The sequence below is a fragment of the Antrihabitans spumae genome (genome assembly GCF_043944905.1).
Taxonomy (GTDB): domain Bacteria; phylum Actinomycetota; class Actinomycetes; order Mycobacteriales; family Mycobacteriaceae; genus Antrihabitans; species Antrihabitans spumae.
This window is the reverse complement of the sequence record NZ_JBIMSN010000120.1, coordinates 37,838-63,800: the sequence shown is the minus strand read 5'-3', so window position 1 is coordinate 63,800 and position 25,963 is coordinate 37,838. Positions and strand designations below refer to the sequence as shown.

Annotated in this window: 29 protein-coding genes; 14 read left to right on the top strand and 15 right to left on the bottom strand. The window is 63.4% G+C overall.

Annotated features, from left to right (window positions below; genetic code table 11):
• Positions 1 to 34 precede the first annotated feature (34 nt).
• Positions 35 to 1,525 carry a type 2 periplasmic-binding domain-containing protein gene (locus ACHIRB_RS24750; protein WP_395115042.1) on the bottom strand — a complete coding sequence of 497 codons (1,491 nt, stop codon included), beginning with the start codon at positions 1,523 to 1,525 and terminating at the stop codon, positions 35 to 37.
• Between the two features lie 121 nt (positions 1,526 to 1,646).
• Here ACHIRB_RS24750 and ACHIRB_RS24745 point away from each other — a divergent pair, with 121 nt between their 5' ends.
• Positions 1,647 to 2,369, top strand: coding sequence for an LmeA family phospholipid-binding protein (locus ACHIRB_RS24745; protein WP_395115041.1), 723 nt, complete (start codon positions 1,647 to 1,649; stop codon positions 2,367 to 2,369).
• A 15-nt stretch (positions 2,370 to 2,384) separates the two neighbouring features.
• Here the strand turns inward: ACHIRB_RS24745 and deoC are convergent, their stop codons facing one another.
• Positions 2,385 to 3,062: a deoxyribose-phosphate aldolase gene (gene deoC / locus ACHIRB_RS24740; RefSeq protein ID WP_395115040.1), complete on the bottom strand. Its 678-nt coding sequence runs from the start codon at positions 3,060 to 3,062 to the stop codon at positions 2,385 to 2,387.
• A gap of 77 nt (positions 3,063 to 3,139) precedes the next feature.
• On the opposite strand from deoC, the gene ACHIRB_RS24735 reads away from it, so the two are divergent.
• From ACHIRB_RS24735 to purU, 3 genes are read left to right on the top strand one after another with little or no spacing between them, the layout of a single operon-like run.
• Entirely contained in the window at positions 3,140 to 3,652 is a 513-nt protein-coding gene (locus ACHIRB_RS24735; RefSeq protein WP_395115046.1) for a GNAT family N-acetyltransferase, read from the top strand.
• Between the two features lie 10 nt (positions 3,653 to 3,662).
• The gene (locus ACHIRB_RS24730; RefSeq protein ID WP_395125273.1) at positions 3,663 to 4,514 is read left to right on the top strand and encodes a class I SAM-dependent methyltransferase; all 852 of its coding nucleotides are present in this window, start codon (positions 3,663 to 3,665) and stop codon (positions 4,512 to 4,514) included.
• A gap of 26 nt (positions 4,515 to 4,540) precedes the next feature.
• On the top strand, positions 4,541 to 5,428 hold the full coding sequence (purU, locus tag ACHIRB_RS24725; protein ID WP_199704449.1) for a formyltetrahydrofolate deformylase: 888 nt from the start codon (positions 4,541 to 4,543) through the stop codon (positions 5,426 to 5,428).
• Positions 5,429 to 5,467: 39 nt separating this feature from the next.
• On the opposite strand, the gene ACHIRB_RS24720 is transcribed toward purU, so the two are convergent.
• The 7 genes from ACHIRB_RS24720 to ACHIRB_RS24690 all read right to left on the bottom strand — a co-directional run bounded on the left by ACHIRB_RS24720 (position 5,468) and on the right by ACHIRB_RS24690 (position 11,647).
• Positions 5,468 to 6,529, bottom strand: a complete 1,062-nt coding sequence (locus tag ACHIRB_RS24720) for an alpha/beta fold hydrolase (protein ID WP_307829616.1) — start codon at positions 6,527 to 6,529, stop codon at positions 5,468 to 5,470.
• A 73-nt stretch (positions 6,530 to 6,602) separates the two neighbouring features.
• The gene (locus ACHIRB_RS24715; RefSeq protein WP_199704448.1) at positions 6,603 to 7,463 is read right to left on the bottom strand and encodes a MerR family transcriptional regulator; all 861 of its coding nucleotides are present in this window, start codon (positions 7,461 to 7,463) and stop codon (positions 6,603 to 6,605) included.
• A gap of 40 nt (positions 7,464 to 7,503) precedes the next feature.
• Positions 7,504 to 8,427: an AurF N-oxygenase family protein gene (locus ACHIRB_RS24710; RefSeq protein WP_395115045.1), complete on the bottom strand. Its 924-nt coding sequence runs from the start codon at positions 8,425 to 8,427 to the stop codon at positions 7,504 to 7,506.
• 176 nt (positions 8,428 to 8,603) lie between these two features.
• Positions 8,604 to 8,930 (bottom strand): DUF2516 family protein, encoded by a 327-nt coding sequence (locus ACHIRB_RS24705; RefSeq protein ID WP_199704447.1) that lies wholly within the window; start codon positions 8,928 to 8,930, stop codon positions 8,604 to 8,606.
• Positions 8,931 to 8,979: 49 nt separating this feature from the next.
• On the bottom strand, positions 8,980 to 9,756 hold the full coding sequence (locus ACHIRB_RS24700; protein WP_395115038.1) for a heparin-binding hemagglutinin: 777 nt from the start codon (positions 9,754 to 9,756) through the stop codon (positions 8,980 to 8,982).
• Entirely contained in the window at positions 9,749 to 10,258 is a 510-nt protein-coding gene (locus ACHIRB_RS24695; protein WP_199704445.1) for a helix-turn-helix domain-containing protein, read from the bottom strand. The genes ACHIRB_RS24700 and ACHIRB_RS24695 overlap by 8 nt, the downstream gene beginning before the upstream one ends.
• Before the next feature lie 135 nt (positions 10,259 to 10,393).
• Entirely contained in the window at positions 10,394 to 11,647 is a 1,254-nt protein-coding gene (locus ACHIRB_RS24690; RefSeq protein WP_395125306.1) for a DUF445 domain-containing protein, read from the bottom strand.
• A 257-nt stretch (positions 11,648 to 11,904) separates the two neighbouring features.
• Here ACHIRB_RS24690 and ACHIRB_RS24685 point away from each other — a divergent pair, with 257 nt between their 5' ends.
• A complete protein-coding gene (locus ACHIRB_RS24685) occupies positions 11,905 to 12,627 on the top strand; it encodes a TetR/AcrR family transcriptional regulator (protein WP_199704444.1) in 723 nt (240 codons plus the stop codon).
• Positions 12,628 to 12,633: 6 nt separating this feature from the next.
• On the opposite strand, the gene ACHIRB_RS24680 is transcribed toward ACHIRB_RS24685, so the two are convergent.
• Positions 12,634 to 13,539 (bottom strand): alpha/beta hydrolase, encoded by a 906-nt coding sequence (locus ACHIRB_RS24680; protein WP_395115037.1) that lies wholly within the window; start codon positions 13,537 to 13,539, stop codon positions 12,634 to 12,636.
• 334 nt (positions 13,540 to 13,873) lie between these two features.
• Here ACHIRB_RS24680 and ACHIRB_RS24675 point away from each other — a divergent pair, with 334 nt between their 5' ends.
• From ACHIRB_RS24675 to ACHIRB_RS24645, 7 genes are all read left to right on the top strand, one after another.
• Positions 13,874 to 15,247: an ABC1 kinase family protein gene (locus ACHIRB_RS24675; protein WP_395125274.1), complete on the top strand. Its 1,374-nt coding sequence runs from the start codon at positions 13,874 to 13,876 to the stop codon at positions 15,245 to 15,247.
• A 44-nt stretch (positions 15,248 to 15,291) separates the two neighbouring features.
• The gene (locus ACHIRB_RS24670; RefSeq protein WP_395125275.1) at positions 15,292 to 16,539 is read left to right on the top strand and encodes a saccharopine dehydrogenase family protein; all 1,248 of its coding nucleotides are present in this window, start codon (positions 15,292 to 15,294) and stop codon (positions 16,537 to 16,539) included.
• A gap of 61 nt (positions 16,540 to 16,600) precedes the next feature.
• Complete coding sequence (locus ACHIRB_RS24665) at positions 16,601 to 17,395, top strand: TetR/AcrR family transcriptional regulator (RefSeq protein WP_395125276.1); 795 nt, start codon at positions 16,601 to 16,603, stop codon at positions 17,393 to 17,395.
• A 75-nt stretch (positions 17,396 to 17,470) separates the two neighbouring features.
• The gene (locus tag ACHIRB_RS24660) at positions 17,471 to 18,445 is read left to right on the top strand and encodes an oxidoreductase (protein WP_395125277.1); all 975 of its coding nucleotides are present in this window, start codon (positions 17,471 to 17,473) and stop codon (positions 18,443 to 18,445) included.
• Positions 18,442 to 19,203 carry a class I SAM-dependent methyltransferase gene (locus ACHIRB_RS24655; protein WP_395115031.1) on the top strand — a complete coding sequence of 254 codons (762 nt, stop codon included), beginning with the start codon at positions 18,442 to 18,444 and terminating at the stop codon, positions 19,201 to 19,203. The genes ACHIRB_RS24660 and ACHIRB_RS24655 overlap by 4 nt, the downstream gene beginning before the upstream one ends.
• 56 nt (positions 19,204 to 19,259) lie before the next feature.
• Positions 19,260 to 20,117, top strand: coding sequence for a polyphosphate kinase 2 family protein (locus ACHIRB_RS24650; RefSeq protein WP_395115030.1), 858 nt, complete (start codon positions 19,260 to 19,262; stop codon positions 20,115 to 20,117).
• A gap of 3 nt (positions 20,118 to 20,120) precedes the next feature.
• Complete coding sequence (locus ACHIRB_RS24645; RefSeq protein ID WP_395125278.1) at positions 20,121 to 20,600, top strand: DUF6328 family protein; 480 nt, start codon at positions 20,121 to 20,123, stop codon at positions 20,598 to 20,600.
• 71 nt (positions 20,601 to 20,671) lie between these two features.
• Here ACHIRB_RS24645 and ACHIRB_RS24640 read toward each other — a convergent pair whose 3' ends face one another.
• On the bottom strand, positions 20,672 to 21,088 hold the full coding sequence (locus ACHIRB_RS24640; RefSeq protein ID WP_395125279.1) for a ChaB family protein: 417 nt from the start codon (positions 21,086 to 21,088) through the stop codon (positions 20,672 to 20,674).
• Positions 21,089 to 21,150: 62 nt separating this feature from the next.
• Entirely contained in the window at positions 21,151 to 21,366 is a 216-nt protein-coding gene (locus ACHIRB_RS24635) for a hypothetical protein (RefSeq protein ID WP_395125280.1), read from the bottom strand.
• Between the two features lie 63 nt (positions 21,367 to 21,429).
• Here ACHIRB_RS24635 and ACHIRB_RS24630 point away from each other — a divergent pair, with 63 nt between their 5' ends.
• Both ACHIRB_RS24630 and ACHIRB_RS24625 read left to right on the top strand, forming a co-directional pair.
• Entirely contained in the window at positions 21,430 to 22,884 is a 1,455-nt protein-coding gene (locus ACHIRB_RS24630; RefSeq protein ID WP_395125281.1) for an FAD-dependent oxidoreductase, read from the top strand.
• Positions 22,871 to 23,041 (top strand): hypothetical protein, encoded by a 171-nt coding sequence (locus ACHIRB_RS24625; protein ID WP_395125282.1) that lies wholly within the window; start codon positions 22,871 to 22,873, stop codon positions 23,039 to 23,041. The genes ACHIRB_RS24630 and ACHIRB_RS24625 overlap by 14 nt, the downstream gene beginning before the upstream one ends.
• Positions 23,042 to 23,071: 30 nt before the next feature.
• Here ACHIRB_RS24625 and ACHIRB_RS24620 read toward each other — a convergent pair whose 3' ends face one another.
• The 3 genes from ACHIRB_RS24620 to mbp1 are packed head-to-tail and all read right to left on the bottom strand — an operon-like array spanning position 23,072 to position 25,931.
• Entirely contained in the window at positions 23,072 to 24,541 is a 1,470-nt protein-coding gene (locus tag ACHIRB_RS24620) for a CYTH and CHAD domain-containing protein (RefSeq protein WP_395125283.1), read from the bottom strand.
• 42 nt (positions 24,542 to 24,583) lie between these two features.
• Complete coding sequence (locus ACHIRB_RS24615) at positions 24,584 to 25,723, bottom strand: glutamate--cysteine ligase 2 (protein ID WP_395112720.1); 1,140 nt, start codon at positions 25,721 to 25,723, stop codon at positions 24,584 to 24,586.
• Positions 25,689 to 25,931 carry a microaggregate-binding protein 1 gene (mbp1, locus tag ACHIRB_RS24610; protein ID WP_199704430.1) on the bottom strand — a complete coding sequence of 81 codons (243 nt, stop codon included), beginning with the start codon at positions 25,929 to 25,931 and terminating at the stop codon, positions 25,689 to 25,691. The genes ACHIRB_RS24615 and mbp1 overlap by 35 nt, the downstream gene beginning before the upstream one ends.
• Positions 25,932 to 25,963: the final 32 nt, after the last annotated feature.

Here is a 25,963-nt window from a genome sequence, read left to right as displayed (position 1 = left end):
ACGCCGAAAACACTCGCCGCTTGACTCTTAAAGCCTAGGGATGTCTCACGAGGCGCGGAGCGCCCAATGCCGTCGCAAGGCCCAATGCCGACCCCGGCTCGAACGGCAGGCGCCACAGACCGCCGTGAGCGGCACCTTCGTAGAACAGTTCGACAGGATTGTCCTTCGCATCGACCGAAGCGGGGACGAACACGTCGTGCACCAGCTTCGCCGCGAGCAGCGCCGACGCAGTCTGCGGCTCGAAGATCTCGACCCCGAACCTCTTCGCCCCGTGATAGGCGCTCGCGAGCAGCTGATTCTTGGTGACCGATTCCGTCCACGATGCGGGCGCGACGTTGAACGACACGTTCGCACCGGAGGCGCGGGTCACGATGCCTCGCCACCGTTGAAGTCGTTTTGCCAGAGAATAATTCGGCCCCTGGACGCGGATCTGCGTATCTGCAAGACCCCAGTGATTGCCTTCGAAGTCGACGACCTCGTCGAGATAGTTCGGCCGAAACAGCGCCGACCGCGACGTGAAGCGAAGGACATCCTCCAGCGGACCCTTCGCGCCTCTGCTCGCCCAGCGGCGCCGCGCCTCCGCCATCACGTCGGCCTTGACCGCGTAGCAGTCGGTCGGGGTCGCCAAGTAGGCGAGCGTCACGTTGCTTCTTTTGGCGAGCAGGTCGGCTGCGATGAGGTCGGTCGCAAGTGTCAGCTCGACATGGGCCCGACCGTCCGCGTAGGCGTACATGCCGAAGACCAGCTTCTTGCGCTTGCTGGTGTTGGCGTAGATCCATTCGAGCAATCCCCCGAAGTCTCGACGCACGTCCGCACCTGCGCCTGCAGGACCGGACGGATACGTCACCGATCCCGCACCGGCCTCTGCCCGCGCTGTGATCGAGTTCCACCGCGTGGCATCCGGTAGGTCGACAGCGAGAACGTCTGCGCCCCACTGCGTCAGCATCGGATACGGACCCATTTCGGAGTCCGCACCCACAACGACTACCTGATGCCCAGGCAACGCAAGCCACTTCGGATTCTCGACGACGCGTTCGATAGCCGCGACGAAGCTCGGCTCGACGATTCCACGGTTACGCCAGTCGACCAGTTTCGCGCGCAACGCAGCGCCGCTGAGCACGGTGTCGCCGAACGGCACCCGTAATTCGGTGACCGGTTCAGCGGACCCGCGTACAACCTGCGAGGCAAAAGTAGTGGCCTGTGTTCGCCACCCGTCGTCGGCGAGCGCAGTGTCCGTGCCGTCGTCCGCTACGTAACGCGCGAGGGCGCTGGCTCGGCGCAAACCCGCACCGGCGATGCCAACAGCGCACGTCGGCGACGATGCACTCAACGCCGTCAACGCCCGGAACGCACCCGGATACTGCGACCGCCATTGCCGGGAGGACTCGATGGCCTGCGACAGATCGGCGTCGTAGGAACGAACGGCGTCGGCGAGCACGGCCTGCGCAAACTCCGTCGAGCTTCGACCGCGGAATGTAGCGGGGAGCGCAATGCCGGTGCGCGGTTCCTCGGCCTTGCTCGTCATGTGCGCAACCCTGCCACGAATGCGCGACAACTGCGGCGAACGCCCTGCTTGTGTCGCCCGTCACAAACCCAGCACACAGTCTTCACAGAGTTGGGTAAGAAAGTTCGTGGAGAATCGGCTGATGCGAAACAAGGCCGTACTGATATCGACGTTGGTAGTCGCCGCGTTGGTTGCCGCACTGATCGCAGGTGAGGTCATCGCGCGGCACACCGCGAAGAAATGCATGTCCCAGCAGTTCGAAAGCCAACTCGGCACGCAGGTGGACATCGGGCTCAGCGCCAAACCGATGCTGCTGCAATTGATCGACAAGAAGGTCCCCTATGTGACCGTCGACAGCGACGATTCCGCCTTCGGACCTGCGAAGGACATGGAGGTCCACGCCCGGGTGAACGACGTGGTCGTCTCCGAATCGGCGCAGAGCAGCGGAACGATCGGCAGTTCGTCGGCCGACATCGAATGGCCTACGGCGGGGATCCAGACGACCATGTCCGAGCAGTTGATGGGTGGTCTGATCTCCGGTGTCCGCTCGAGCAAAAGCGACGGCACGCTGCTGTTCGCGGTCGGGCCAGGCGGACTCGCGACGTTGACCGTCAAGCCCCGCATCGTCGGCGACGTGGTTCAGGTGGACACGATGGCTGCGCAGGTCCTCGGGATCGGACTGCCGACCGACCTCGTCGACGGTGTGGTCAAAGTGATCTCCGACAGCCTGCAGGCCTACCCGCTGGGTATGAAGCCGAAGTCGCTGGAGGTCACGGACGAAGGTATCCACATGTCGCTTGCGGGCGAGAACTTCGTGATGCCACCGCCGCAATCGGGTGCCGACAGCTGCGGAGTGCTGAGCTGATCGGAAACCGCTGAGCTAAACGGGAAAACCATCGAGCACGGCGCGCGAGGCCGAAAGACCGAGCCTCGTCGCGCCGGCTTCGATCAGCTCACGAGCAGCCTCGGCCGTCCGAATACCACCGCTCGCTTTGACACCGGCGTGCTTGCCGACGGTCTCGGCCATCAGCCGCACAGCATGCACGCTTGCCCCGCCCGCGGGATGAAAACCGGTGGAGGTCTTGACGAAGTTCGCTCCCGCTCGCACTGCGGCCCTGCATGATTCGACGATCGCCTGGTCGGTCAACGCGGCGGATTCGATGATCACCTTGAGTACCGTGCTCGGTTCGACAGCTTCGCGAACAGTGAGCACATCGGTGAGTACAGCGCCGAAATCGCCGGCAACAGCAGCGCCGACATCGATCACCATGTCGATCTCGACCGCTCCGAGTTCGACCGCAAGACGCGCCTCGGCAGCCTTCACAAGGGAATGATGTTTGCCGGACGGAAAGCCTGCGACCGCGGCGACGAGCAGGCCCTCTGCCTTGATGGGCAGCATCGACGGCGACACACACACCGCAAGGACACCCAGCTCCTGAGCCTCGGCGACAAGCGCTGCGACGTCGGCCGTCGTCGCTTCCGGCTTGAGCAGGGTGTGGTCGATCATCGCGGCGACTACCGCGCGCGTCAGCGCACCGTCGGCCTCTACGTCGGACATGCCGAAGAGCCTGTCACACACTCGTCGTGGACCGTTCGAGTTGCCTGTACACACGGACAACGAGCAGACTGCGCGGTGTGCTGATTCGCCGCGAAACCCTCGCCGACACCGACGCCATAGCCGCTGTACATCGCAGTGCTTTCGTCACGCCCGACGGCGGAGAACCAGCCGAGGCCACTCTCGTCACGCAACTCCGTGCCGACCCGAGCTGGATTCCTGAACTGTCGATGGTTGCCGATGTCGACGGCGACGTCGTCGGCCACGTCCTCCTCACCCACGCCACTGTGGGCAACCACAGGGTCGCAGCGCTCGGTCCGATCGGCGTAGCAAGCGACATGCAGGGCGCAGGAATCGGTGCCGCGCTGATGCACGCGGTGCTCGGCGCGGCAGATGCTCTCGACGTTCCGCTCGTCGGACTGCTCGGCCACCTCGAGTATTACCCGCGCTTCGGTTTCGTGCCTGCAGCCGACGTCGGAATCACACCGCCGGACCCCGAGTGGTCGTCGCATTTCCAGGTCCGCACACTTGCTCGCTACGACACGGCGATCACGGGCGAATTTCGCTACGCCGCACCTTTCCTGCAACTGTAGATTCGGGCGTATGACCAGCGCCGAGTACCGGACTCTGTTCAATTCGACCCGTTCGGATTTCACCAAGATCACACCGCTGCTGTGGGGTCCGGCCGGGCAGTCGCTCGCGTTCGCGATGCGTCATCGGCCTGGCGACGTCGTCCTGGACGTCTGCTGCGGAACCGGCACCTCTGCGCTGCCCGCGGCCGCCGCGGTGGGTCCGACCGGACGGGTCCACGGGATCGACCTTGCCGAAGATCTGCTCGAGGAAGGTCGCCTGACGGCATCCGCATGGGCGTTTCAGAACGTCGATTTCGTGGCCGCTGACGCAACTACCTGGGAGCCACCCAGCGTCGTTCCCGCGGCGGGCTACGACGCGCTCTGCAGTTCGTACGGAGTGTTCTTCCTCCCCCACATGGATTCCTCGTTCGCCAGGTTGCTTCGCCTCGTCCGTACCGGTGGCCGGGTCGGGCTCGCGGTGTGGCGCGAGAAGGCATTCGCCGAAATCGCCGCCGCGTACTTCGAGGTGCTCGGACGCCGCCATCCCGAACTCGCACAGGGACAGGCCGCGCCGCGCACGCGCGGCATCGAAACCGCTCGCGAAGCAGGTGCGCGGCTCGACACTGCAGACAAACTCGCGGCGTGGCTCGGCGGCTTCGGCACCGAATCGATCCAGGTCACCGAACTGTCGAATCTGCTTCCTGCAACGGAGGAGTTTTGTTGGAACCTGGTGCTGGGCAGCGGGTTCCGTGCGCCACTTGCCGCGTTGGACGACGTGGCGATCGAGCAGATCCGCTCGGAGTTCATCGACCTTGTCACCGACCGTGGCATCCACACGATCGACGCAGGAACGTTGATCGCAACGGCCGTCGTCACCAGGTGATTCGACCACCTGAGAGACTGTCGCCCATGAGCGTGCCCGCACTTCACGACGACCGACGTATCGTCCTGACCCTCGGCTGCCCCGACAGTGTCGGCATCGTCGCCCGCATCACCGGATTCATCGCAGAAAACGGTGGATCGATCGTCGAGGCCGGGTATCACGCCGACGCGGCAACGGGGTGGTTCTTCACCCGCCAAGCGATTCGTGCATCGTCGGTCGCAGACGGCGTCGACGCGTTCCGTGCCAAGTTCGCAGGCGTCGCGGCCGAGTTCGGACCGGAGACGGATTGGTCGGTCCACGATTCGGGCACCCCGAAACGTGTCGTGCTGCTTGTCAGCAAGGAGGGACACTGCCTGCACGACCTACTCGGCAGAGCGGCAGGCGGCGAGTTACCGGCGACGATCGAAGCGGTGATCGGCAACCACACGGATCTGCAGCGTGTCGTCGAAGCTCACGGCGTGCGGTTTCACCACGTCCCGTTCGCCCGCGACCCCGCCGAGCGTGGTCCCGCATTCGACGAAGTACGCGAACTCGTCGACGCGCACAATCCCGACGCCGTCGTCCTAGCTCGTTTCATGCAGGTGCTGCCCGCGGAGTTGTGTGAGCACTGGACCGGCAAAGCTATCAACATTCACCACAGCTTCCTGCCGTCGTTCGTCGGCGCCCGGCCGTACCACCAAGCGTTCGCGCGCGGGGTGAAGTTGATCGGCGCAACCTGCCACTACGTGACGGCCGAACTCGACGCCGGACCCATCCTCGAGCAGGACGTGATTCGCGTAGACCATGCCGACGAGGTCCGCGACTTCGTCCGGCAGGGCCGTGACATCGAAAAGCTGGTGTTGGCACGCGGCCTGCGCTGGCATCTCGAGGACCGCGTACTCGTGCACGGCGGAAAAACGGTCGTCTTCAGCTGACTGGAGTGAAGACGACCGTCCGAGCGAGAAAGTAGAGCGTCAGCCCGCGACCGCGGTAACCGACCGACGCGATTTGCGGCGCTTCGACAGCGAACGCATCCGCACGATTTCGGCGTTGAATTCCTCGATTGCCTCGATGTTGCTCATGTGCCCGACGTTCGGCAGGATGACCAGCCGATCGAGCGCGCCGTGCATCGTGAGCGCGTCGGCAAGTTTGCGGGAGTGGCTCGGCGGGGTGAGGTTGTCGAACTCGCCACCGATGACGGTGGTCGGGACGGTCAAATTGCTCAGCGCGGCCGAGACGTCGAGCGATGCGAGGGCGAGGCCCCACTTGCCGCGAGCGCGACCCTTGCATGCGAACACGATGCGCTGGCAGAACTCGACCTGTTCCTTGGTCGAGGACGCCGACATGATGCGCGCGCGGAATACCGGACGAGCGACCGTGGCGAGTGGCGCGAGCGGGACAGGAGCGCCGAGAACCGCGCGCCCGAGCAGATCGGGGACCTTCGTGATGGCTGCGGGGAGGGGGACGACGGTGGTGTTCGCGACGAGGCGATCAGCACCGGTGCTGGTGAGCATGACGCCGCTCGCGTACTGCGTGACCTGCTTCGGATGCCGGCCTGCCCAGGCCATGATGCTCATGCCACCCATGCTGTGCCCGACGAGGAGGGCCTTCTTGCGAGGGGAAACCGTGGCCGCGAGGACAGCGGCAAGATCGTCTGCGAGTACGTCCACGTCGAGCTTGCGCTTTCCGAGCGTGCTGTGGCCGTGCCCGCGGTGATCGTAGGCAATGACGCGATACTTGCCTGCCAACGCGTTGATCTGCGGGTTCCAGTACTCGATGCGGCAGGTCCAGCCGTGGATCAGAACGATCGGCTCGGCATTGGCGGGGCCGTATGCGTGAACGCGGAGCTTGGCGCCGTCTTCGGTGACGAGCGTGACGATCTCGGGTTCGATGCTCGGGTTCCGCAACAGTTCGTTGTCCCACTCACGATCGGTGGGGTCGCGCCGTGTGGTCAGCCCTCGTAGTGCTTCGACTGCATCGGCACGAATGCCGGGCATCGCCAAGTTACGCGCATACTTCCGTCGAGTAACGGTCACTTCACACTCCTTTGTGTTGCAGCCCACATTAGCGTGCTTGCGCGCTGCTTGCTACCGCTAGCACTGATGCAAATCAGCCTGCGGCAGTTGTGTTCTCTGTCGTCTCGGAGCCGGACATCGTTTCAGCGACCGATTCGAGCGCGGCGACTATCGCCTCGTCCATCACGTCGACCAGCAGCGAATGCACGACGTCGTGCACCAATGCTCGGCCCTTGTTGATCAGCTCGGACAGGCTTGCGATTGCGGTAGCGTCGAGTTCGAAAGCCGGACCGTCGGGAGCTAGATATTGGTCTGTGACCAAGTTCACAAAACGGTTCGCGACGTCGCGCAAGTCGAGCCGTACGACGGCCGCGTTGTCGAGAATATCGGGCAACGGAACTCCGGCGTTCAGCAACAGCTCGGTGGCTTCGACCAAGCGTGGATTGGCGATCCGGAACGACTGACCCTCGCGCTTGAGCAGCCCGCTGGCCAGCGCACGATCGAGATTGGCGTCGTAGTCCTCGGTGCCGATCAGCTCACGCAGTTCGTCGGCACCCAGCCGACCCGATTCGACGGTCCCGGACGGGCGGACCTCAACGCGGTCGGTATCGAGAATCTCTTCGACGCGCATACCGAACTGTGCTGCTGTCAGCAGCTCACTGATCGTCGCGAACGTGTACCCGCGGTCCAACATTCGGTTGATGACTTTGAGTCGTGACAGGTGCGCCTCGTTGTACCACCCGGTGCGGCCCTCGCGGCGTGGCGGCGGAAGCAGTCCACGGTCCTGATACACGCGTACATTGCGGACGCTGACACCGGCGACGCGAGCGAGATCGTCGATCCGATACTCCGACGACGGAGTGGGGGACGTCTCGGTTGCGACGGAGGCGGGCGAAAGCACGCCCGCGATGCCGCGAAGCATCCGAGCGGACTCCGCAGCGATGAAGTTCGCCATCTCGTATCAGCTCCGTGTTCTGGCCTGGGTGAACCGGCCTCTAGATTGCGTGGGCGCGCCGAAGCAGGAACTTCGCCGGACCGCCGATGAGACCGACCGCGTCGAGAAACTCGACCGTCTTGGAGCAGCCTTCACGCAGCTTGCGATGGTAGTGCTCGTTCTCGCTGCGGGCCTTCTTCGCCTCGCGGACGTCGAGTCCGGCGGCCTCGTAGCACTTGTCGTTGACGAGGCTCGTCAGGATGAAGTACGCCGTGACGCCGAGCACCAACTGCACTCCTGCGCGGCCGATCGGGTTCGAGTCCTCCAGCCTGCGGACGGTCTCTTCACGAGCGAACCGAATATGTCGAGCTTCCTCGGTCACGTGAATCTTGCTGACCGTCCGAGTGATCGGCTGAACGCGGTCGTCGCGCATGAAGTCGCGCTGCATCATGTCGAGGACTTCTTCGGCGAACAATGTGCCGCCGTAGGCGAGCGAGCCACTTGCCACGGTCTTGAAGGCTCGCGCAGCCTGGTGAATCCACCACTTCGGCCGGTAGGACGGCACTCCGAACTTCGTCGCGGATTTGGCGAACATCGTCGAGTGCCTGCACTCGTCCGCGATCTCGGTGAGAGCGAACTGCACGTGCGCGGTGGACGGATCGTGGTCGTAGACGTCGCGGAGCAGCATCTGCATGAGGATCATCTCGAACCAGAGCCCGGTGCCCGCGATACTCGCTGCCTCGTGGATGGTGAGCGTGATCCGCTGCTCTTCGGTCATCCGGTCCCACAGCTCGGTGCCGTAGAGGCTGCACCATTCCGGAGTCATGCCGTAGAGGTCAGCGGGGATCGGGGCGTCCCAATCGACCTCGACCAGCGGGTCGTAGGACATCTTCGCCGACGAAGCGAGGAGGCGATTACCCGTGTCGTCCCGTTCCCGCGCCTTGACGAGCCGTGCGGCCCATTCGTCGTCGGTTCTGGTTTCCATGATGGTCATATCTGCTCCTCGCAACGTCATCGGTGCTCAGCGGATCTCGTTAAGACTTACCTAACGATACCATTGTCACAATGCTCATTGTCAAGGTTTGGGCTCGGGCCGCAAACGGCTCGTGAGTCCTTTCGGAGGCCCTGACCACCGAAAAGACGCACGAGCGGCGGAGCCGCCTACCAGCGCGGACCGCGCTGAACTTCCTCGACTCGAGGCCTGACATCGACGAGATACACGCAGATCGCAACGACCGCGATGATCCACAGGAACATCACCGGCACAAGCAACAGAACCGCAAGCGAGGCAGCGAGGATGCCGATCCACACGGGCTTGGTGAGCTTGTCCACTGCGGGAAACGCATCGGTCCGCTGTCGGACGGCGTGCACGAGTGCGAACAGCGCGCCTCCGATCGAGGCGAGCTGCAGACCGAACATGATCCAACCGGTCAACCCGGTGACAGAGGCGAACACGACACCATCATAGAAGGAACCGCCCCCGCACATGATCTGTGCGAGGGCGGTTCGGTTTCGAGCGTGTGCAGCAGGAAAGAAATTACTGCGCGGTCTTCTTGGCCGGCGCACGCTTTGCCGGCGCCTTCTTGGCCGGAGCGGCCTTTGCGGGGGCAGCAGCCTTGGCAGGCGCAGCCTTCGCGGGAGCCTTGGCAGGCGTCGCCTTCTTGGCGGGTGCGGCCTTCTTGGCCGGAGCGGTCGCCTTGGTGGCGGCCTTCTTGACTGCGGCGACGGTCTCTTCGACCTTCTCTGCAGCCTCTTCGGCGGCGTCTTCTGCGCGGCCCGTCACCTTGCCTGCGAGCTTGGTGGCCTGCTCGCGGACGTCCTTGGTGGCTTCGGTGACCTTGCCGAGGGCATCCTCGGTGCGGGTGCGGGCGTCGCTGACGAGGCCTTCGACACGGCCGAGACGCTCATCGACGCCGGTGTTGCCACGCAGGCGTTCGACGGTCTCTTCGCCACGCTCTGCGAGCGAGGCGTACAGGTCGACTGCGACCTTCAAGTACTCTTCGGCAACCTTGCGAAGCTCGTCGACGGTGAACTTCTCACGCAGTTCGGCAAGCTCTTCCGGCAGCTCGGACGGCAGGCTCGCGAGACGCTCGCGGAGGCTCTCGATCTGCTCCTGCACGTCGGACGGCAGCGAGGCGAAACGCTCACGCGCTTCTTCGACCCGGCCGGACACGTCGGTGCTGGTGTTCTCGGCGCGCTCGCGCACCTGAGCGACGACATCGGCAACTGCCTGGACAACTGCGTCGCCTGCGCCGACGGTGGCGTACAGCGGCTTCTTCACGGTCTCGAGACCCTTGTCGGTGGACTCACTCATCTTCGCTCTCCTGTTCCAATGGCTTGGTTTCTGCGGACGGCTCGGCCTTTTCGACTGGCGCAAGCTCGTCGTTCGACGAATCGTTTTCACGACAGAACGATTCGTATATCTCCAGGAGCACCTGCTTCTGCCGCTCTGTTATTGCGACATCCGCGAGTAGCGCATCCCGGACCGGGCTGTAAGGACGCTGTTCGAGATAGCCCGCTCGTACGTACAGCGCCTCCGAGGAAACCCGGAGACCTTTCGCGATCTGACCGAGTACTTCGGCAGAGGGATTGCGTAACCCACGCTCGATCTGGCTGAGGTAGGGATTACTGACACCCGCCAGCAGAGCAAGTTGCCGCAGGGACACCTGGGCCGCTTCACGTTGAGATCTGATGAAGCTACCGATGTCTTGCGCGGCATCTTTGACTTTGACGACACGTGCAGCCAGCTCGCCCGCACCGACCTCGTCAGCCGGATCGGTCGCCCCCTCTGCGGGAACTTCGGGGTAATCCGGCATGTGTATTCACTCTCCTGGTTGGTGTTGCGATATCAACCCTAAGCGAAGGTGCTAACTCTTGCAAGCACCACAGCTAACAGTCGACGAGGTATGGGTCACATCGGGTCGGACTCACATAAGCGATACCCGGTCCATTCAACTACCGAACATAAGATGAGAAACGGTATATATCGACAATCCGGCAAGCGAACCGACAACTGTGCCGTTGATCCGGATGAACTGCAGATCACGGCCGACTTGCAACTCGATCTTCTTGCTTGCTTCCTCGGCGTCCCACCTTGCCACGGTATCGGTGATGATCGTCGTGATCTCGTTCGCATAATTCGCAGCGACATATCGTGCACCGGCAAGCAGCCACCGATCGACCTTCGCGCGCATCTCGTCGTCGTCGCGCAGACGTTGCCCCAATTGCTCGACGTTCTCGCCGACCTTGCGTCGCAATGTGCTGTTCGGATCGTCGACCGACTCCAGGATCAAGCGCTTCGCAACGCGCCACGTGGCTTCGGCAAGACCGGTGATTTCCTCCCGACCCATGATCTCTGCCTTGATCGACTCGGCCTTCTTGACTGTCGCCTCGTCGAATTGCAGGTCGTTCGCGAATTCGAGGAGAAACCGATTAGCGGCTTGGCGCACTTCGTGATCGGGCGTCGTCCGCACTTTCCACGTGAACTCGACCAATTCGCGATAGATCTTTTCCGACAGCAGGATGTCGACGAACTTGGGCGACCATTGCGGCGAATCGCGCAGCACAATTCTGTCGATCGTCTCCTGACTCGCCAGCGCCCACTGATGCGCGCGTTCGGTCAACATGTCGATCAACGGCAATTGCTTGTTTTCTTTGAGCAATTCCGCAAGCACCTTGCCGATCGGCGGACCCCACAGCGGCTCGGCGATTCTGCGCACGATGGTGTGGTCGATGACCTGCTGAACGTCCTCGTCGCGAAGCACGACGACAGCGGCTCGCAGAATCGTCGACGTTTCCTGCGCGACACGTGCCGCGTTTTTCTTCTGCGCCATCCAGCTGCCGATGCGTAGCGGAATCTGCGCGGACGCAACCTTCTCCGATACGACGTCGGGAGCGAGGAAATTGGTTCCGACGAAACTGCCGAGGCTCTCCCCGAGCTGATCTTTCTTCTTCCGAATGATCGCCGTGTGCGGGATGGGCAGACCCAGTGGATGACGGAACAACGCCGTCACCGCGAACCAGTCGGCCAGCGCACCGACCATGCCTGCTTCGGATGCCGCTCTGACGTACCCGACCCAACCGCCTGCGCCACGCGATTCCTGCCAACGGCAGAACAGGTAGACGACGGACGCGAACAACAGAAATCCCGTCGCGATCGCCTTCATCCGCCGCAGGTCGCGACGTTTGGCCTCGTCGTCGGCCATGGCGAGACCATCCGAGGGAACTCGTCGCGCAGGTTTCGGCGGTTCGAGAGCGAGTTCTGCACGATCTTCCGCACCGCGCTGTGCGCGTTCGATGGACACACTGCACATTCTGCCCAATCCCGACCCGATACCGGCTCAATGCCCATCTTCTGCTGCGTCGCGCAGGTCGGCTCATCGCCTCGGGCTTAAGCTGGTCGGAATCGACGTACGAGCACGACACCTACTGTCGATACCGACAGAACGGACCTGGTTTCACCGTGCACCCAATCCCCGAGGGGGCCACCCTGACTACGAAAGACGCCAGAGCGCAGAAGCCGGACGGCCGCAAACGCCGCTGGCGCGAACACAAGGTCGCGAGACGTGAAGAACTCGTCGACGGCACTCTGGCGGCAATTCGGAAGCTCGGCGCGACGATCGGAATGGATCAGATCGCGGCAGAGATCGGCGTCTCCAAGACCGTGCTGTATCGGTACTTCACCGACAAGAACGACCTGACCAACGCGGCTATGTCGCGCTTCGTCGAGACGATTCTCGCGCCTCGGCTGTACCAGGCGATAGGCGAACAGCTCGAGGAGTACGACCTCGTGCACTCTGCGATCACCGCGTACGTGGAGACGATCGCCAGCGACACCGAGATCTACCTGTACGTGATGAGCAACGGCGCCGGACCTCATCAGGATGCGGTCGCCGATTCGGAGCGAATGATCGCCGAGCTCGTTGCGGTTGTCGTCGGTCAGCGGGCGCGGGCGCTCGGATACGACTCGGGCGGTGCGACGCCGTGGGCGTACAGCATCGTCGGCGGCATTCAGTTGGCGACCCACTGGTGGATTTCGAACAAGTCGATGACGTCCGACGATCTGATCGACTACCTCACGATGATGATCTGGGGCGCGATCGAGTCGATCGCCAAGAACCGCGGCTCGGCGGCAGAATTCAAGAGCCAGAAGCATGTCCTGCCGGAGCCGAACCACCAGGTGTGAGTGCAGTCAGTCGGTGATCGTCGATCGGACGAACTCGCCGATCTCGACGACTGCCTTCGCGGCTTCCGGCAGCAGGTCGGCCGCGGCCTGGAACACATGGAACTGACCTTCGAACAACTGCAGGCTGCACCGCACGCCGGCTGCGGACAGTTCGGCGGCTATCTGCTCGGCGTCGACGACAAGAAGCTCGTCGGCACCCGCCTGGACGAGAACCGGCGGCAGACCTGCGAGGTCGACGTGCAGTGGCGACGGAACGCGACCGTATTCGTCGAGTTGACCACGCTTTCCTTCGACGTCGGCGAGCATCGCCATCATCGAGACCAGCGCATTCGCGGGGAACAGCGGATCTGCCACGTCACCGAGGCGGACCAGCTTGCGTCCAGGGTCGGTATCGACCAGCGGCGAGATCAGCACGATCGCACCGGGGTCGCCGAGTCCACGCGCACGCGCGGCAAGAGCGGTCATCAGCGCGAACCAGCCGCCTGCCGAGTCGCCGACGATCGCGATCCGATCGCTGGGGTAGCCCTGTCCGAGCAGCCACTCGTAGCCGGCTACGCAGTCTTCGAGGCCGATGCTCGCCGGCGTTTCGGGCAGCATGCGGTAGCCGACGCTCAGTGCGGGCGCTGCGCACGCATGCGATATTCCGGACACCATGCGGCGATGCGTTCGCAGGCCGCAGCAGATGAACGCGCCGCCGTGCAGATACAGCAGCGCACGGTCGTCGGCGGCACCCGGACCAGCGATCCATTCCGCCGAGCAATCGGGCAGGTCGACGGGACCGGACTTGGTCCCCCGGATCGGACGCAGTGGCGTCGCCGCGACGTCGATCAGGCCGTACGGCCACGGCAAATTCGGAACCGCTCCCCACAGCTGCAGTACCGGTCGGACCGTCAACCGAAGTGCGAACCGCAACGCGCGACTGCGACGACTAGGGCCTGCGAAGACGCTGATGTAGGGAGCGTCCCGTTTTCGAGAAAGCCCGCGGGAGCTCGAATCGAGGGTCGCAGCGACGACCGCTGTCGAGTCATGATCCGACCGTAACCCAGCATCGCGATCCGACCGCGCAGGTGGAACGAAAAGTTCGAGGGTTGCTGGATAATTGCGGGCACAATCGGTGCACCCCTGGTTGACGTTTACCGCCGTCGGGTAAGAATGGACGGGTCATGCTCGGTGCCTCGAGCGTTCGTTCTCGATATTTACGCAGTTCGGGCTACCAGCACGGCAATGACAAAGCGGAGGTTCGCGCATGACCAGACGGGTTCCGACATCGCGGTTGGCCCGGGGTTCCAAGCTCGGAGCGGTCGCCGCAAGTTCCATCTTGCGGAGTCAGCAGACCAGGATGGCGATGCTCGGGCGGTCCGACGAGGTCCGTGCCCGCATGGCCGAAGAGTCGACCATCCGTGCCGCCGAGCAGCTCGTGACCGTCCTCGGCGGCATGAAGGGCGTGGCTATGAAGCTGGGCCAGATGTTGTCGATCCTCGACCTCGACCTGGTCCCACCGCATCACCGCGAATCGTTTCAGCAGCGGCTCGCTGCGCTGCGCGACAGCGCACCGACAGTGTCCTTCGACGACATGCGAGCCGTCGTCGAGAAAGAACTCGGCAAGCCCCTTTCCGAAGCCTTCGTCGACTTCTCTCCCGAGCCGATCGCTGCGGCATCGATCGGTCAGGTGTATCGAGCCACCCTGCACGACGGCCGAATCGTTGCCGTGAAAGTGCAGTACCCGGGCATCGAGGCCGCGGTCCGCGCCGACCTGAAGAACCTGACCATGTTCGCCAAGTTCTGGCAGACGATCCTGCCGTGGGTATCACCCGCCCTGATCGACGAACTTGCCAGGAATCTGGAAGCCGAGCTCGACTACTTCGCCGAAGCCACCACCCAGCAGAAGGTCGCGGAGCAGTTCGCCGGCCATCCGTTCTTCGTGATCCCCGCGAGTGTCCCCGAGCTGAGCGGTCGCCGGGTATTGGTCACCGAGTACGTCGACGGCCTCGGATTCGACGAACTGCGCACCTTGCCGCAGGCAGAACGCGATCGCATCGGCGAGATCATCTATCGCTTCTACGTCGGCAACATGTTCACCTACAACGAGTTCTGCGGCGATCCGCATCCCGGCAACTTTCTGCTCGCACCGGACGGCCGCGTCGCGTTTCTCGACTTCGGTCTCTTCAACCGGATGGACGCCGATCACGTCGAGTTCGAGTTGGCGTGCCTGCGTGCGGCCGCCGAGGAGCGCGGCGACGATCTGTATCGAATGATGGTCGACCGTGGTGTCATCAAGCGCGACGCGAAGGTGACCGCCGACGAGTGCATCGATTACGTCTATTCGGCATCGGGCTGGTGCCTCAACGACCAAGACCTGTTGATCACGCCGGAGCTTGCCAGTGGGGCTTTCCTGCTCGCCGTCGATCCCCGTGCTTCGGAGTTCGCGGGGATCAAGTCGAACAGCCTGCCGCCCGAGCACCTTTTTTCGCGTCGGGCAGACTTCTTGACGTTCGGTGTTCTTGGCCAGCTTGCTGCCAATGGCAATTGGCACCGGATTGCGCGGGAATGGATCTACGGCGAGGAACCGGCGACCGAGCTCGGCCGCGCCAACCAGGTATGGGTCGAGCAACAAACGTAACCGTGGCGGCACTGGGCGCCACTGCACACGAAAGCGGAAACACCATGTCATCACAACGCGAGCTCGATCTGGTCCTGTTCGGAGCGACCGGCTTCGTCGGCAAGCTGACAGCCGAATACCTCGTCAAGGCGGCTCCGCGCGAGGCGAAGATCGGTTTGGCCGGACGTTCGTTGGACAAGTTGGCAGCAGTCCGCAGCGAACTCGGTGACGCCGCAGCGCAGTGGACGTTGATCGCGGCGGACTCCGCCGACCAGGCAGCTCTCGATGCGATGGCCGCACGGACCAAGGTCGTCGTCACGACGGTCGGTCCGTACGCGAAGTACGGTCTACCGCTCGTGCAGGCGTGTGCGGCGGCAGGCACGCACTACGCCGACCTCACAGGCGAACCACTGTTCATCCGCGAGTGCATCGACTCCTACCAGGACGCTGCCGTCGCATCGGGCGCCAAGATCGTCAATTCGTGCGGATTCGATTCGGTACCTTCGGATTTGAGCGTCTACCTGATCTACAAGAAGTCGTTGGAGGACAACACCGGCGAGTTGGAGGAGACGACGCTCGTCGCGAGCATGAAGGGTGGCATGAGCGGCGGCACGATCGCGTCCGGTCGCGGTCAGATGGAATCCGTCGCCGCCGACGGCTCGCTCCGCACACTGCTCGACAACCCGTACGCCCTCAGCCCGGACGACTCGCTGGAGCCCGACGTGGGCAAGCAGTCCAACCAGGCGTTGCGACGCGCCAACACGATCGATCCGAGCTTGGACGGGTGGGTCACGTCGTTCATCATGGCGCCGCACAACACCAAGATCGTCCGCCGCAGCAACGCGCTGCTCGGCTGGGCCTACGGCAAGAACTTCCGCTACAGCGAAGTGATGAGCGCCGGAAAGTCTGTTGCAGCGCCTGTGGTCGCGGCGGGTGTCGCGGGCGCGTTGGCCGCCTACGAGGCAGTCGGACCGCTGCTGTCGAAGGGTGTCGGCAAATCGGTACTCGACCGCATCCTCCCGAAGCCAGGCACCGGACCGAGCGAGGAAACCCGCAACAGCGGCTACTTCACGACGAAGACGTTCGCCCGGACGACGTCGGGTGCGAAGTACCTTGCAACCTTCTCCGCGCAGGGTGATCCCGGTTACGCGGCGACCGCAGTGCTGCTCGGCGAATGTGGCCTCGCGCTTGCCTTCGACGACGAACTGTTGTCACCGCTGGCCGGAGTCGTCACTCCCGCAACAGTTATGGGCGACACGCTCGCGGACCGCTACCGCGCGGCCGGAATGGTCGTCGAGGTCGAACGACGCTGATGTGCGGATGATCCGCTACCGACAGTAGCCAGTACCAGCAGTATCGGGTACCGTGGCCGACATGCCACGGCTCACGCACAGCGCCAAGCAGCGAGCAGCAAAGGTGTCGGCCAAGGTGTCGGCCAAGGGCGCGTCCGACTCCGCACCGACCGTACGGTACGACGCGCGCAGCGAGCGGTGGCGCGAACATCGAGTGAAGGTCAGGCAAGAGTTCGTCGAAGCAGCCGTCCGTGCGCTGGACCGCTGTGGACCCGAAGTCAGCATGGACGACATCGCGAAGGAAGCCGGTGCAGCAAAGCCCAAGCTGTACCGGCATTTCGAGGACAAACTCGACCTCTACACCGCCGTCGTCGCGCACATTCAGCACGAGCTGACGAGCCGAATCGCGACCAAGGCGAATCTGCTGACCGACACCACAAGTCAGTTGATCGTCAGCAGTTCACGCGAATACGCCGAATTCGTCACCGAGCACCCGAACGTCTTCCGGTTCCTCGTGCACGGTCACTACACGCGAGCGTCCGGGGAACCGGAGCGCACGGTTGCCGCGGCACACGATTCGGCGCGGCGCTCGGTCAGCCTGCTGACGATCGCATTGCGCGACTCCAACATCAGTGTCGAAAACGCAGAGTTGGTGTCCTTCTCGATTTTCGGTGCGGTCGTCTCGGCGACGGACTGGTGGATCGGTCCGAACGCAGCCGACAGCCAACCTTTGCCGATCGACGAGTTCGCCAAGTATCTGAGCGCGATCTCACGCGGCGTCATCGATTCGGCCGCAGCACTGGCCGACATCACGATCGACTTCGATCAGCCTCTCTACCTTGCCTTTTCAGCCGCCATGTCGACGACGGCCGAGTAGAGCGGCAAGCACCGATGTACAACGGCACCGCCGCAGCACACACCCGAGTCACCGCCGAGAATGGAGAAACCCACAATGCCGAAGCCTGAACCTTTGCAGATCAGTCGGTTCCGATCGACCGACGTCCCGGATCAAACCGGCAAGACCATCCTGATCACGGGGGCCAACAACGGTCTCGGCCTGCAGGCCGCGACGGTTCTCGCTGGAGCCGGCGCAGCCATCGTGCTCGCGTGCCGCAACCAGAACACCGGCAAGGCCGCTCTGGCACAGGTGCGTGCCGCCGCGCCGAACGCCGAGCATCATCTGGTCCGCATCAATCTGTCCGACCTCGCCTCGGTCCGCGCGGCCGCAGCCGAAGCACTCGCAGCGGTCCCCCGGATCGACGTGTTGATCAACAACGCAGGGCTGATGGCGATTCCGTTCGCGAAGACCGTCGATGGTTTCGAAATGCAGATCGGCACAAATCATCTCGGCCATTTCGTCCTGACCGACGAGTTGCTGCCCGCACTGTTGGCAGCACCGGCCGCACGTGTTGTGAGCTTGGCGAGCATCGCGCACTGGCCTGCCAAGATCAAGCTCGACGACCTCAACTTCGAACGCCGTCGCTACACGAAGATGGGCGCGTACCAGCAGTCCAAGTTGGCGAACCTCCTCTTCTCGGGTGAGCTGGCCAGGCGTTCGGAGGCGGCGGGAACATCGATCACGTCGATCGCTGCTCATCCGGGCGTAGCTGCGACCAACCTGTTCGATTCCATGGTGCCGCCGATTCCCGGCGCCGTCACGATGACCCATCTCGGCCTCCGTGTCGTCGGAAACAGCGAAAAAGAAGGCGCATTGAGCCAGCTGTATGCGGCCACGATGCCGGATGCCAACAACGACGACTATCTCGGACCCACGCAACTGCGCGGAATGCGCGGACCCGTACGTCGGTCCCCGCGGTCGAAGTCGGCGCGGGACCGCAAGCTCGCGGCCGATTTCTGGGCGAAGTCGGTCGAACTGACAGGTGCGACCTACGGCTTGCTCGAACCGAAGTCGAAGTCGAAACGATGACCAACGCGCTCGACGGCGCAAACCACCGTGCGCTGCAACTCATTTCGCCGCCGAACCTTCGTGACGCCGCGGTGCTCGACGAGGGTTTCGTCGATCTGATCGGTTCGCGGGAGGCGCCACAGCCGACCATCGCACAGCGCGCCATGAACAGCAGTGTCGTCGCCGCAATCTACGAAAGGCTCTGGCGCCCGGTCGGAGTCGCGGCCCTGGGCCTGTGGAAGACCGACGAGCACACCAAGGCAGCCACCGACCTGCGTCTCGGCGGTAATCAGCGGGTGCTCGATGTCGCCTGCGGCCCTGGAAATTTCACGAAGTTCCTCGGGTCGCGGCTCGACGGTGACGGCATCGCCGTCGGATTCGACATCTCGCGACCGATGCTGGTGCAGGCCGCACGCGACAACCGCAGTTCGCATGCGGCGTACGTCAGAGGCGACGGGCGCCGACTTCCCTTCGAGGACGGCACGTTCGATGCCGTCTGCTGCTACGCAGCTCTCTACCTCGTTCCAGAGCCGTTCACGATCGTCGACGAGCTCATTCGGGTTCTCAGGCCGGGTGGTCGGATCGCGATCATGACGAGCTGTGCACGTGGTCCGGCATTCGTCAGCAAGGTGCAGACCGTGGCGTCGGATCGTTTCGGCGTGCGAACGTTCGATCGCGACGAATTCACGACGATCTTCCAGGCCGCGGGATTGACGGAGATCGAGCGAGAGGTCCACGGTGTCGCGCAATTCGTGAGCGCGACCAAGCCGTTGCGCTGAGACGATATCCGTCGCTTCGCTCGCCCGCTCCGGGTCGTTTGTGGCAAAGTCCAAGCATGGGACAAGACGCGAGCCTGTGGACGACGCCGGCGCCCGACGCATTGCGGGTGACGCCGGAAACGACTGTCGCGGCTCTGGATACACGCTCGACGCCAGGATTCGCCGGTGACAAGAAGGCCGGTGAGCTACTCCTTGCCGAACGTGGCGCAGCGCTCGGTGCGCTGCAGGAGAAGCTGTACGCCAACGGCCGCTCCGGTGACACCCGTTCGGTGTTGCTCGTGCTGCAGGGCATGGACACCTCGGGAAAGGGCGGCATCGTCCGGCACGTGATCGGCCAGGTCGACCCGCAAGGTGTCGACCACGCCTCGTTCGGCGTCCCGACTGCCGAGGAGAAGGCGCATCACTATCTGTGGCGCATCAAGAACGCGCTGCCCAAAGGCGGACAGATGGGCGTTTTCGATCGCTCGCACTACGAGGAGGTGCTCGTCGTCCGCGTGCACAACCTCGTGCCTGCCGAGGTGTGGTCGACGCGGTACGACGAGATCAATGCCTTCGAGAAAGAACTTGCCGACAGCGGGACCACCATCGTCAAGTGCGCGATGTTCGTGTCGTTGGACGAGCAGAAGGCCCGCCTGACCGAGCGTCTGGAGCGGCCGGACAAGTACTGGAAGTTCAACCCGAACGACATCGACGAGCGGTTGCTCTGGCCTGCCTATCAGGAGGCCTACCAAGCCGTGCTCGACAAGACCTCGACGGAGCACGCTCCGTGGCACGTCATCCCGGCCGACCGCAAGTGGTTCAGTCGACTCGCCATCACCGAATTATTGATCGACGCCCTGGAACGGCTCCAACTCGATTGGCCGCCAGCCGATTTCGATATCGAGCACGAGAAGCAACGCCTGGCGAGGGCCTGAACCGTGCCGCTCGGTAACGACGACGATCGAGAGAACGAGCGCGACGAAACAGAAACTCAGCGCCTCGACCGCAACTGGGCGAGCCTCCTGCAGGAACTGCGCGTTGTGCAGACCGGTGTTCAGGTGCTGACCGGCTTTCTGTTGACCCTGCCGTTCCAGGATCGATTCTCGACGTTGGACGACGTGATGCAAGGTGTGTACCTCGCGACGGTCGTCTGCTCGATCGGCTCGACGGTGTTGCTTGTCGCGCCCGTCGGGATGCACCGTCTGCTGTTTCGGCGGCATCAGTTGACCGATCTCGTGGCTGCATCGCACCGTTTCGCGCTAGCGGGAATCGTGTTGCTCGGCCTTGCCCTCACCGGGGTCGTTGCGCTGGTGTTCTACATGGTGCTCAACGGTGTTGCCGCCGGCGTCGCGGCAGGCCTGGCTGCCGTGCTGTTTGTGTACGTGTGGTGGATAGTGCCGGTGCGACGCCGTGCCTGAGGCCCCAGGCGGTTCGTGAGTCTTTTCGGAGGCTCCACCCTCCGAAAGGACTCACGAGCGGCGTAGCCGCTTCACTTCTTTGCACTCGCGCGCCGGTTGGCCTCTTTGATAGCTGTGACAAGTTCGGCTTTCTTCATTGTCGAACGACCCTTGATATCAAGACGTTTCGCAACGCCGCGCAGGTGCTCTTTGGTCGCATTCGCATCGACGCCTTCGGCCGTCTCGCCTTTCGCGTTCGGACCACCGCTCTCGGCGCGCTCATCGGACGGACCACGTTTCGCCTTCTTTTCCCAGTGGTCGCCGATCTTCTCGTAGGTGTGTTTCAGCGCGGCGAAAGCGACGCGATGCGCTTGTTCACCCTCGCCGTATTCCTTCACAGCGGAATCGTGAGCCTTGGCAAAAGTTCGCTGCGCTTTGTCACTCGACCGTCGCAGAGTGCCAGGTAACTCGGACTTCTTCGCCTTGCCGCTCTTCGCCGTCTTCGCCATACGTCTTCGCTCCTTCGTCGAACTTTCGAGAGGGTTACCCGACACAGCGGCCGGCCAATCGCCTATTTCAAGCGTCGCAGCAACCGGATCGTGGCCCGTTCGAAGGCGCTCTGGCATTCGTCGTCGATCAGCCGGTTTGCGCGACGTAGTGCCGCCTGGATGGTCGAGCCGTTCTCCCATGCGGTCACCACGCGCGGATCCACGTAGGAGCTACGGGCAAGCGCAGGCGTCCGGTCCGAGCCGACGCACAGGGTTTGTGCGCCCGATCGAACGGGCATCTTTTGCCTATGACTTCGCTCTGGTTGGACCGTTCCCCGATTTCGACAGATCCAATCTCGGGAATGGCAACCAACTACGAGGTGGTTGTCGTCGGCGCAGGATTGACAGGGCTGACGACGGCATTGCTTCTCGCCAAGGGAGGCCGGCGCGTCGCGGTGGTCGAGGCCCGCGAGGTGGGCGCCTGCGCAACCGGCAACACAACCGGGAAAGTTGCCCTCCTGCAGGGAACTCGACTCTCGACGATTGCGAAACGGCACTCTCCGAAGAAGCTGCGAAAGTATGTCGAGGCCAACCGTGAAGGTCAGCAGTGGCTGCTGCGGTACTGCGCGGAGAACGGAGTTGCCACGCAGGTCGCTGTCGAACACACCTACGCGCAAACCGCGGATGGACTCCCCACGGTGCGTGCAGAAATGGACGCGGCCGTTTCTGCCGGTCTCGACGCCGAGTGGGTCGAGAAGCCGGACGTGCCGTTCCCCGCCCTGGCCGCTGTGCGCCTCGCCGAGCAGGCCCAGCTCGATCCGTTGCCCGTGCTGGAGTCCATGACGGCCGATATCCGGCGCCACGGTGGCACAGTCTTCGAAAACGCACGCGTAACCGGTGCACGCGAGCGCTCTGCGGGGGTGCACCTGACGATCGGCGACCGTACCGTAACGGCGGACAACGTCGTCTTGGCAACTGGCACACCGATTCTCGACCGCGGTGGCTTCTTCGCACGACTGGAACCACAGCGGTCCTACGCGGCAGCGTTCGACGTTCCTGGCGACTTTCCGCGCGACATGTTTCTCTCGGCCGACCAGCCGAGTAGGTCGCTACGGTTTGCCCCGAGCGACCGAGGCGACCTGCTGCTGGTGGGAGGGAACGGTCACCCCGTCGGACGTGAACGCAACACCCACGACCTCGTCGCCGACTTGATCGACTGGACGCGAACCTACTTCCCCGGTGCACGACCCACCCATTCGTGGTCGGCGCAGGACTATTCAGCGATCGACGAACTGCCTTATGTCGGGCCATTACTGCCCGGCGACAACCGCATTCTGGTCGCATCCGGCTTCTCGAAGTGGGGCATGACGAACGGTGTCGCGGCTGCGCTTGCACTGTCGGCCCGGATCTTCGGCGGCGGCATGCCGTGGGCCGATGTGTTCGAAACCTGGCGTACCAGTGAAGTTGTCGGGTTGCCCAAGGCCGCCCGGATGAACAGTCTCGTCGCTGCCTACCTGACCGGAGGATGGGTGACGTCGGCGCTGCACAGCGCAGGGGAACTGCCCGCCGAGGGCGAAGGCACGGTGGTTCGCAAGGGTGTCAAGCCTGTTGCGCGCTGCACTGTCGACGGGGTGACGACCGAAGTGTCTGCGATCTGCCCGCACCTGTACGGCATCGTCGCGTGGAACAGTGCCGAGAAATCCTGGGACTGTCCGTTGCACGGTTCACGGTTCGCAGCGAACGGTACGGTGCTCGAAGGTCCTACGACTGCAGGCCTGGGGCCATCACACGAGAGGGCAGCGCATGTCGACCACTGACGGACCCGACGACGTTACGTCGGCCGATTTCATTTCTCCCGACCCCGAGGACACTCGGGACGGGGACACTCAGGACGAGGACACTCGGGGCGGGGACACTCGGGGCGGGGCCAAGGACCCCGACGGCGACGCCGTCGACTCGACCGGCCTCACCTGAGTCCTGCGTCGGGCCGCTACAACCACCGGACTATTTCAGGCGCCGGACAATCTTGCGTTCGGCCCGCTGCGCTGCGAATTGTTCACGCTCGTACAACAATCCGTAAGTGAAGCCGTTTTCTCCGGTAGCGGTTCCGGCAATGCTCGCAAGCCTTCTGATCAAGGTGCGCGAGACGACGGTGTCTTGATGTTCGCCCAAGATTCGTTGCACCCTCTTGTGTCTCTGGATCAGTGCGGCCGCTGCCCGCTCGCCGAGCACCGGTGTCGCGGCTTCGGCTGCGTAACGCGCGCGTTTGGCCGCTTTGCGAGCACGGTGTAGCGCGACAGCATCCGACTTACCGGCGACCGCGCGGCGGAGTCGCTTGCGGGCCTTGCGTGACGCGCGCTCGGCACAGTGGCGGACGACCTTCCGCTCGCCATCGTCGAAGTCGGACGCAAACTCCGGTAGGTGTTCCCACAACGCAAGAGTCTCGAGCAGATTCAGATAGCGCTCGCCGGCCATTTCCTCCCGCAACACCCGAAGATGTTCGGCCTCTTCACCGGCCAGATGGTTGTCGATCCGAGCGATCACCGGACCGAGCACAAGTTCGTCGGGCAACGCGCGGACGGCATCGAGTTGTCGGCTGCGCTGCACCTGCCGGTCTCGTACTTCACCCAACATTGCTGCATACCAACGCAATTCGTCGTCGAGGCGACCCGCCTGAGCGCCGTCGAACAGTGGATCGAAGGTACGCAGGATGCTGCGCAGCCGCCGCGTTGCCACCCGTGTATCGTGTATCGGGGCCAGCCCCCTGCGTAACGCGACGTCGCCTGCGAAAATCGCATCGGCCTGCGCAGCAACATATTCGGCGACTATCTCTTTCGCAGTCCGCTTTCCTCGATGCGTGTTCTCCCGCATCGGCGCCAGGTTCAGTGCTCGTTCCAGTTTGGTTACTCGGCCTGCAGGTTTAGCACCTGCAGCGATCAGGCACTCACCGATCCCGCTCGCGTCGTCCTCGGTTGCAGTACCGAGCTCGACTTCCACTTCACGCCAAGATCTTTCGCTCCGGCCCTTCGTTGTGCCCAAGCGAGTGGAATCGACCATGTCGTCTGCGATTTCGACGACAAGCGTGCCTGCGTCGTCGACCGTTCTCAACACCCTGCGTTGTGTTCGCATGTCGACGACGGGGGTCAGCGTAAGCCCTCGAGCGATGCCGCTTACCAACTCTGCGAGTTCTGCTGGCACTGTGTCGGATTCTGTCAGCGGAACAGAGATCTCCGTCCGGTCGTCGATGCCGGGCACTTTGAGTTGCCAACCGTTGTCGACGTCGCCCTCTCTGCGCCGCAACGTGATTCCACGGTCGAGCAACGCGAGCGTGGCTGTGTCGTAGTAGATGCTCCTGAGTCGTACGACGCGGTCTTCTGCAGCCCCACGGTGCGGGAGGACGCCGTCGAAGGACGGTAGAACGAACTCCAGGTCGACGTCGTACTTGTCCTCTCGTTCGCGTGCAGTTTCGACCACGTGCGCCACCTCCATTGTTCGACTTGTCCGCACGTTCGTCGGTCATGACACGGTCCTGCGTGCGACTTCGGCCAGTACATCGGCGATCTTGTTGCGTCGCCGCAACGTTCGGATCTGAGTAGTTGCGCCGTTACCATGCGCGTGCACGTCACGGAGCGCCGTGACCACCTGCTCGTATTCGCCAAGTTTTTCGAGCGCAGGACGAATTCGTTCGACCAATCGGCGAAGTAGGACGATCGCGGAGACGGTGTCGCCGGTAGCCATGTCTATGCCGTCCCCGGACAGGCCGTCGTGTGCAGCCTTCCAGTACGCCGCGCGAACGATCTCAGGTGCGAGCTGTTTTGCGACGTCGCCCTTTTCGATCTCCGCCAGCGCGGTCATCACCGCCGCTCGAACGAGAGTCGCATGGAGAACGGTTTCGTCGACAGTCGAAGGCACATCGCTGCAACGGATTTCGACTGTCGGAAAGTTTTCGGAGAGTCTGACGTCCCAATACACCTGCCCGACATCGACCATCACGCCGCTCTCGCACATCATCGCGACGATGCGGTCGTAGTGGGAGGCGGATTCGAAATACGGTGGCGGCCCAGCACTCGGCCATCTCGACCACAATACCGATCGCCAACTGGCGTGCCCGGTATCGACACCGCGATAAATCGCTGAGTTCGCGGTCAGTGCCAACAACATCGGCAACCATGGGCGCAGGTGATTGCTGACCGCTACACCCGTTTCTCGATCCGGGACTTCGACGTGCACGTGGGCGCCGCATATCCCTTGCTCATGCGCAATCGCCCCGAATCGCTCACCGATCTTCCGGTAGCGCGGGGTATCGGTGATCGGAAACTCATGCGGCACAACAGGCGGCACCGCTACTGCAAGAACTGTTGCGCCGACGCTCGACGCTGCTGTTGCAGCTCCCCTACGATGCTCGACGAGGCTGTTTCGCAATTGTGCAGCCGTTGAGCAGACGGGTGACACGGTCTCGACTTGGCACTGCGTCAGTTCCATCGAAAACTCGAAACCGGCTGCCTTTGCCACCCGCACGACATCGGCTCCCTTGGGCACGGGGTGACCGGAGCCGGGGTCGACGAGGAGCAACTCCTCCTCCACGCCGACCGTCGGCACGCTGTCGAGGCGTCGGGATGATTTACCGATCTTGTTCGGCGCGCTGCCGTTGCTCATCGATCTTGGCTTCGGCTCGTGCCTTCTCTGCCTCCGCTTCGTGCTTGGCCGCCTCCAGCTGACTCTCCGCTTTGTCTTGCTGAGCCGCGCCCTCTCGCTGCAGGCCGTCCTGACCGAGCACCGCGCCAGCTACTTCCTTGACCTTGCCCTTAACGCCTTCGACCGCACCTTTGATGCCTTCGATGGGGCCACTCTTGTCGTCGGTCATGCGTCTTACCTCCAGATCGGGAAACATGTGCA

Bases quoted from the DNA above. Each gene is read 5' to 3' on its own strand.
- ACHIRB_RS24625 (WP_395125282.1), top strand. From the start codon at position 22,871: ATGTCGACCACTGACGGACCCGACGACGTTACGTCGGCCGATTTCATT.
- ACHIRB_RS24670 (WP_395125275.1), top strand. From the start codon at position 15,292: ATGTCATCACAACGCGAGCTCGATCTGGTCCTGTTCGGAGCGACCGGC.
- ACHIRB_RS24650 (WP_395115030.1), top strand. From the start codon at position 19,260: ATGGGACAAGACGCGAGCCTGTGGACGACGCCGGCGCCCGACGCATTG.
- ACHIRB_RS24700 (WP_395115038.1), bottom strand. From the start codon at position 9,756: ATGAGTGAGTCCACCGACAAGGGTCTCGAGACCGTGAAGAAGCCGCTG.
- ACHIRB_RS24640 (WP_395125279.1), bottom strand. From the start codon at position 21,088: ATGGCGAAGACGGCGAAGAGCGGCAAGGCGAAGAAGTCCGAGTTACCT.
- ACHIRB_RS24630 (WP_395125281.1), top strand. From the start codon at position 21,430: ATGGCAACCAACTACGAGGTGGTTGTCGTCGGCGCAGGATTGACAGGG.
- ACHIRB_RS24750 (WP_395115042.1), bottom strand. From the start codon at position 1,525: ATGACGAGCAAGGCCGAGGAACCGCGCACCGGCATTGCGCTCCCCGCT.
- ACHIRB_RS24660 (WP_395125277.1), top strand. From the start codon at position 17,471: ATGCCGAAGCCTGAACCTTTGCAGATCAGTCGGTTCCGATCGACCGAC.
- ACHIRB_RS24715 (WP_199704448.1), bottom strand. From the start codon at position 7,463: ATGGCGAACTTCATCGCTGCGGAGTCCGCTCGGATGCTTCGCGGCATC.
- ACHIRB_RS24655 (WP_395115031.1), top strand. From the start codon at position 18,442: ATGACCAACGCGCTCGACGGCGCAAACCACCGTGCGCTGCAACTCATT.
- ACHIRB_RS24705 (WP_199704447.1), bottom strand. From the start codon at position 8,930: ATGTGCGGGGGCGGTTCCTTCTATGATGGTGTCGTGTTCGCCTCTGTC.
- ACHIRB_RS24665 (WP_395125276.1), top strand. From the start codon at position 16,601: ATGCCACGGCTCACGCACAGCGCCAAGCAGCGAGCAGCAAAGGTGTCG.
- purU (WP_199704449.1), top strand. From the start codon at position 4,541: ATGAGCGTGCCCGCACTTCACGACGACCGACGTATCGTCCTGACCCTC.
- ACHIRB_RS24710 (WP_395115045.1), bottom strand. From the start codon at position 8,427: ATGGAAACCAGAACCGACGACGAATGGGCCGCACGGCTCGTCAAGGCG.
- ACHIRB_RS24690 (WP_395125306.1), bottom strand. From the start codon at position 11,647: ATGGCCGACGACGAGGCCAAACGTCGCGACCTGCGGCGGATGAAGGCG.
- ACHIRB_RS24675 (WP_395125274.1), top strand. From the start codon at position 13,874: ATGACCAGACGGGTTCCGACATCGCGGTTGGCCCGGGGTTCCAAGCTC.
- ACHIRB_RS24695 (WP_199704445.1), bottom strand. From the start codon at position 10,258: ATGCCGGATTACCCCGAAGTTCCCGCAGAGGGGGCGACCGATCCGGCT.
- ACHIRB_RS24635 (WP_395125280.1), bottom strand. From the start codon at position 21,366: ATGCCCGTTCGATCGGGCGCACAAACCCTGTGCGTCGGCTCGGACCGG.
- ACHIRB_RS24730 (WP_395125273.1), top strand. From the start codon at position 3,663: ATGACCAGCGCCGAGTACCGGACTCTGTTCAATTCGACCCGTTCGGAT.
- ACHIRB_RS24615 (WP_395112720.1), bottom strand. From the start codon at position 25,723: ATGAGCAACGGCAGCGCGCCGAACAAGATCGGTAAATCATCCCGACGC.
- deoC (WP_395115040.1), bottom strand. From the start codon at position 3,062: ATGTCCGACGTAGAGGCCGACGGTGCGCTGACGCGCGCGGTAGTCGCC.
- mbp1 (WP_199704430.1), bottom strand. From the start codon at position 25,931: ATGACCGACGACAAGAGTGGCCCCATCGAAGGCATCAAAGGTGCGGTC.
- ACHIRB_RS24745 (WP_395115041.1), top strand. From the start codon at position 1,647: ATGCGAAACAAGGCCGTACTGATATCGACGTTGGTAGTCGCCGCGTTG.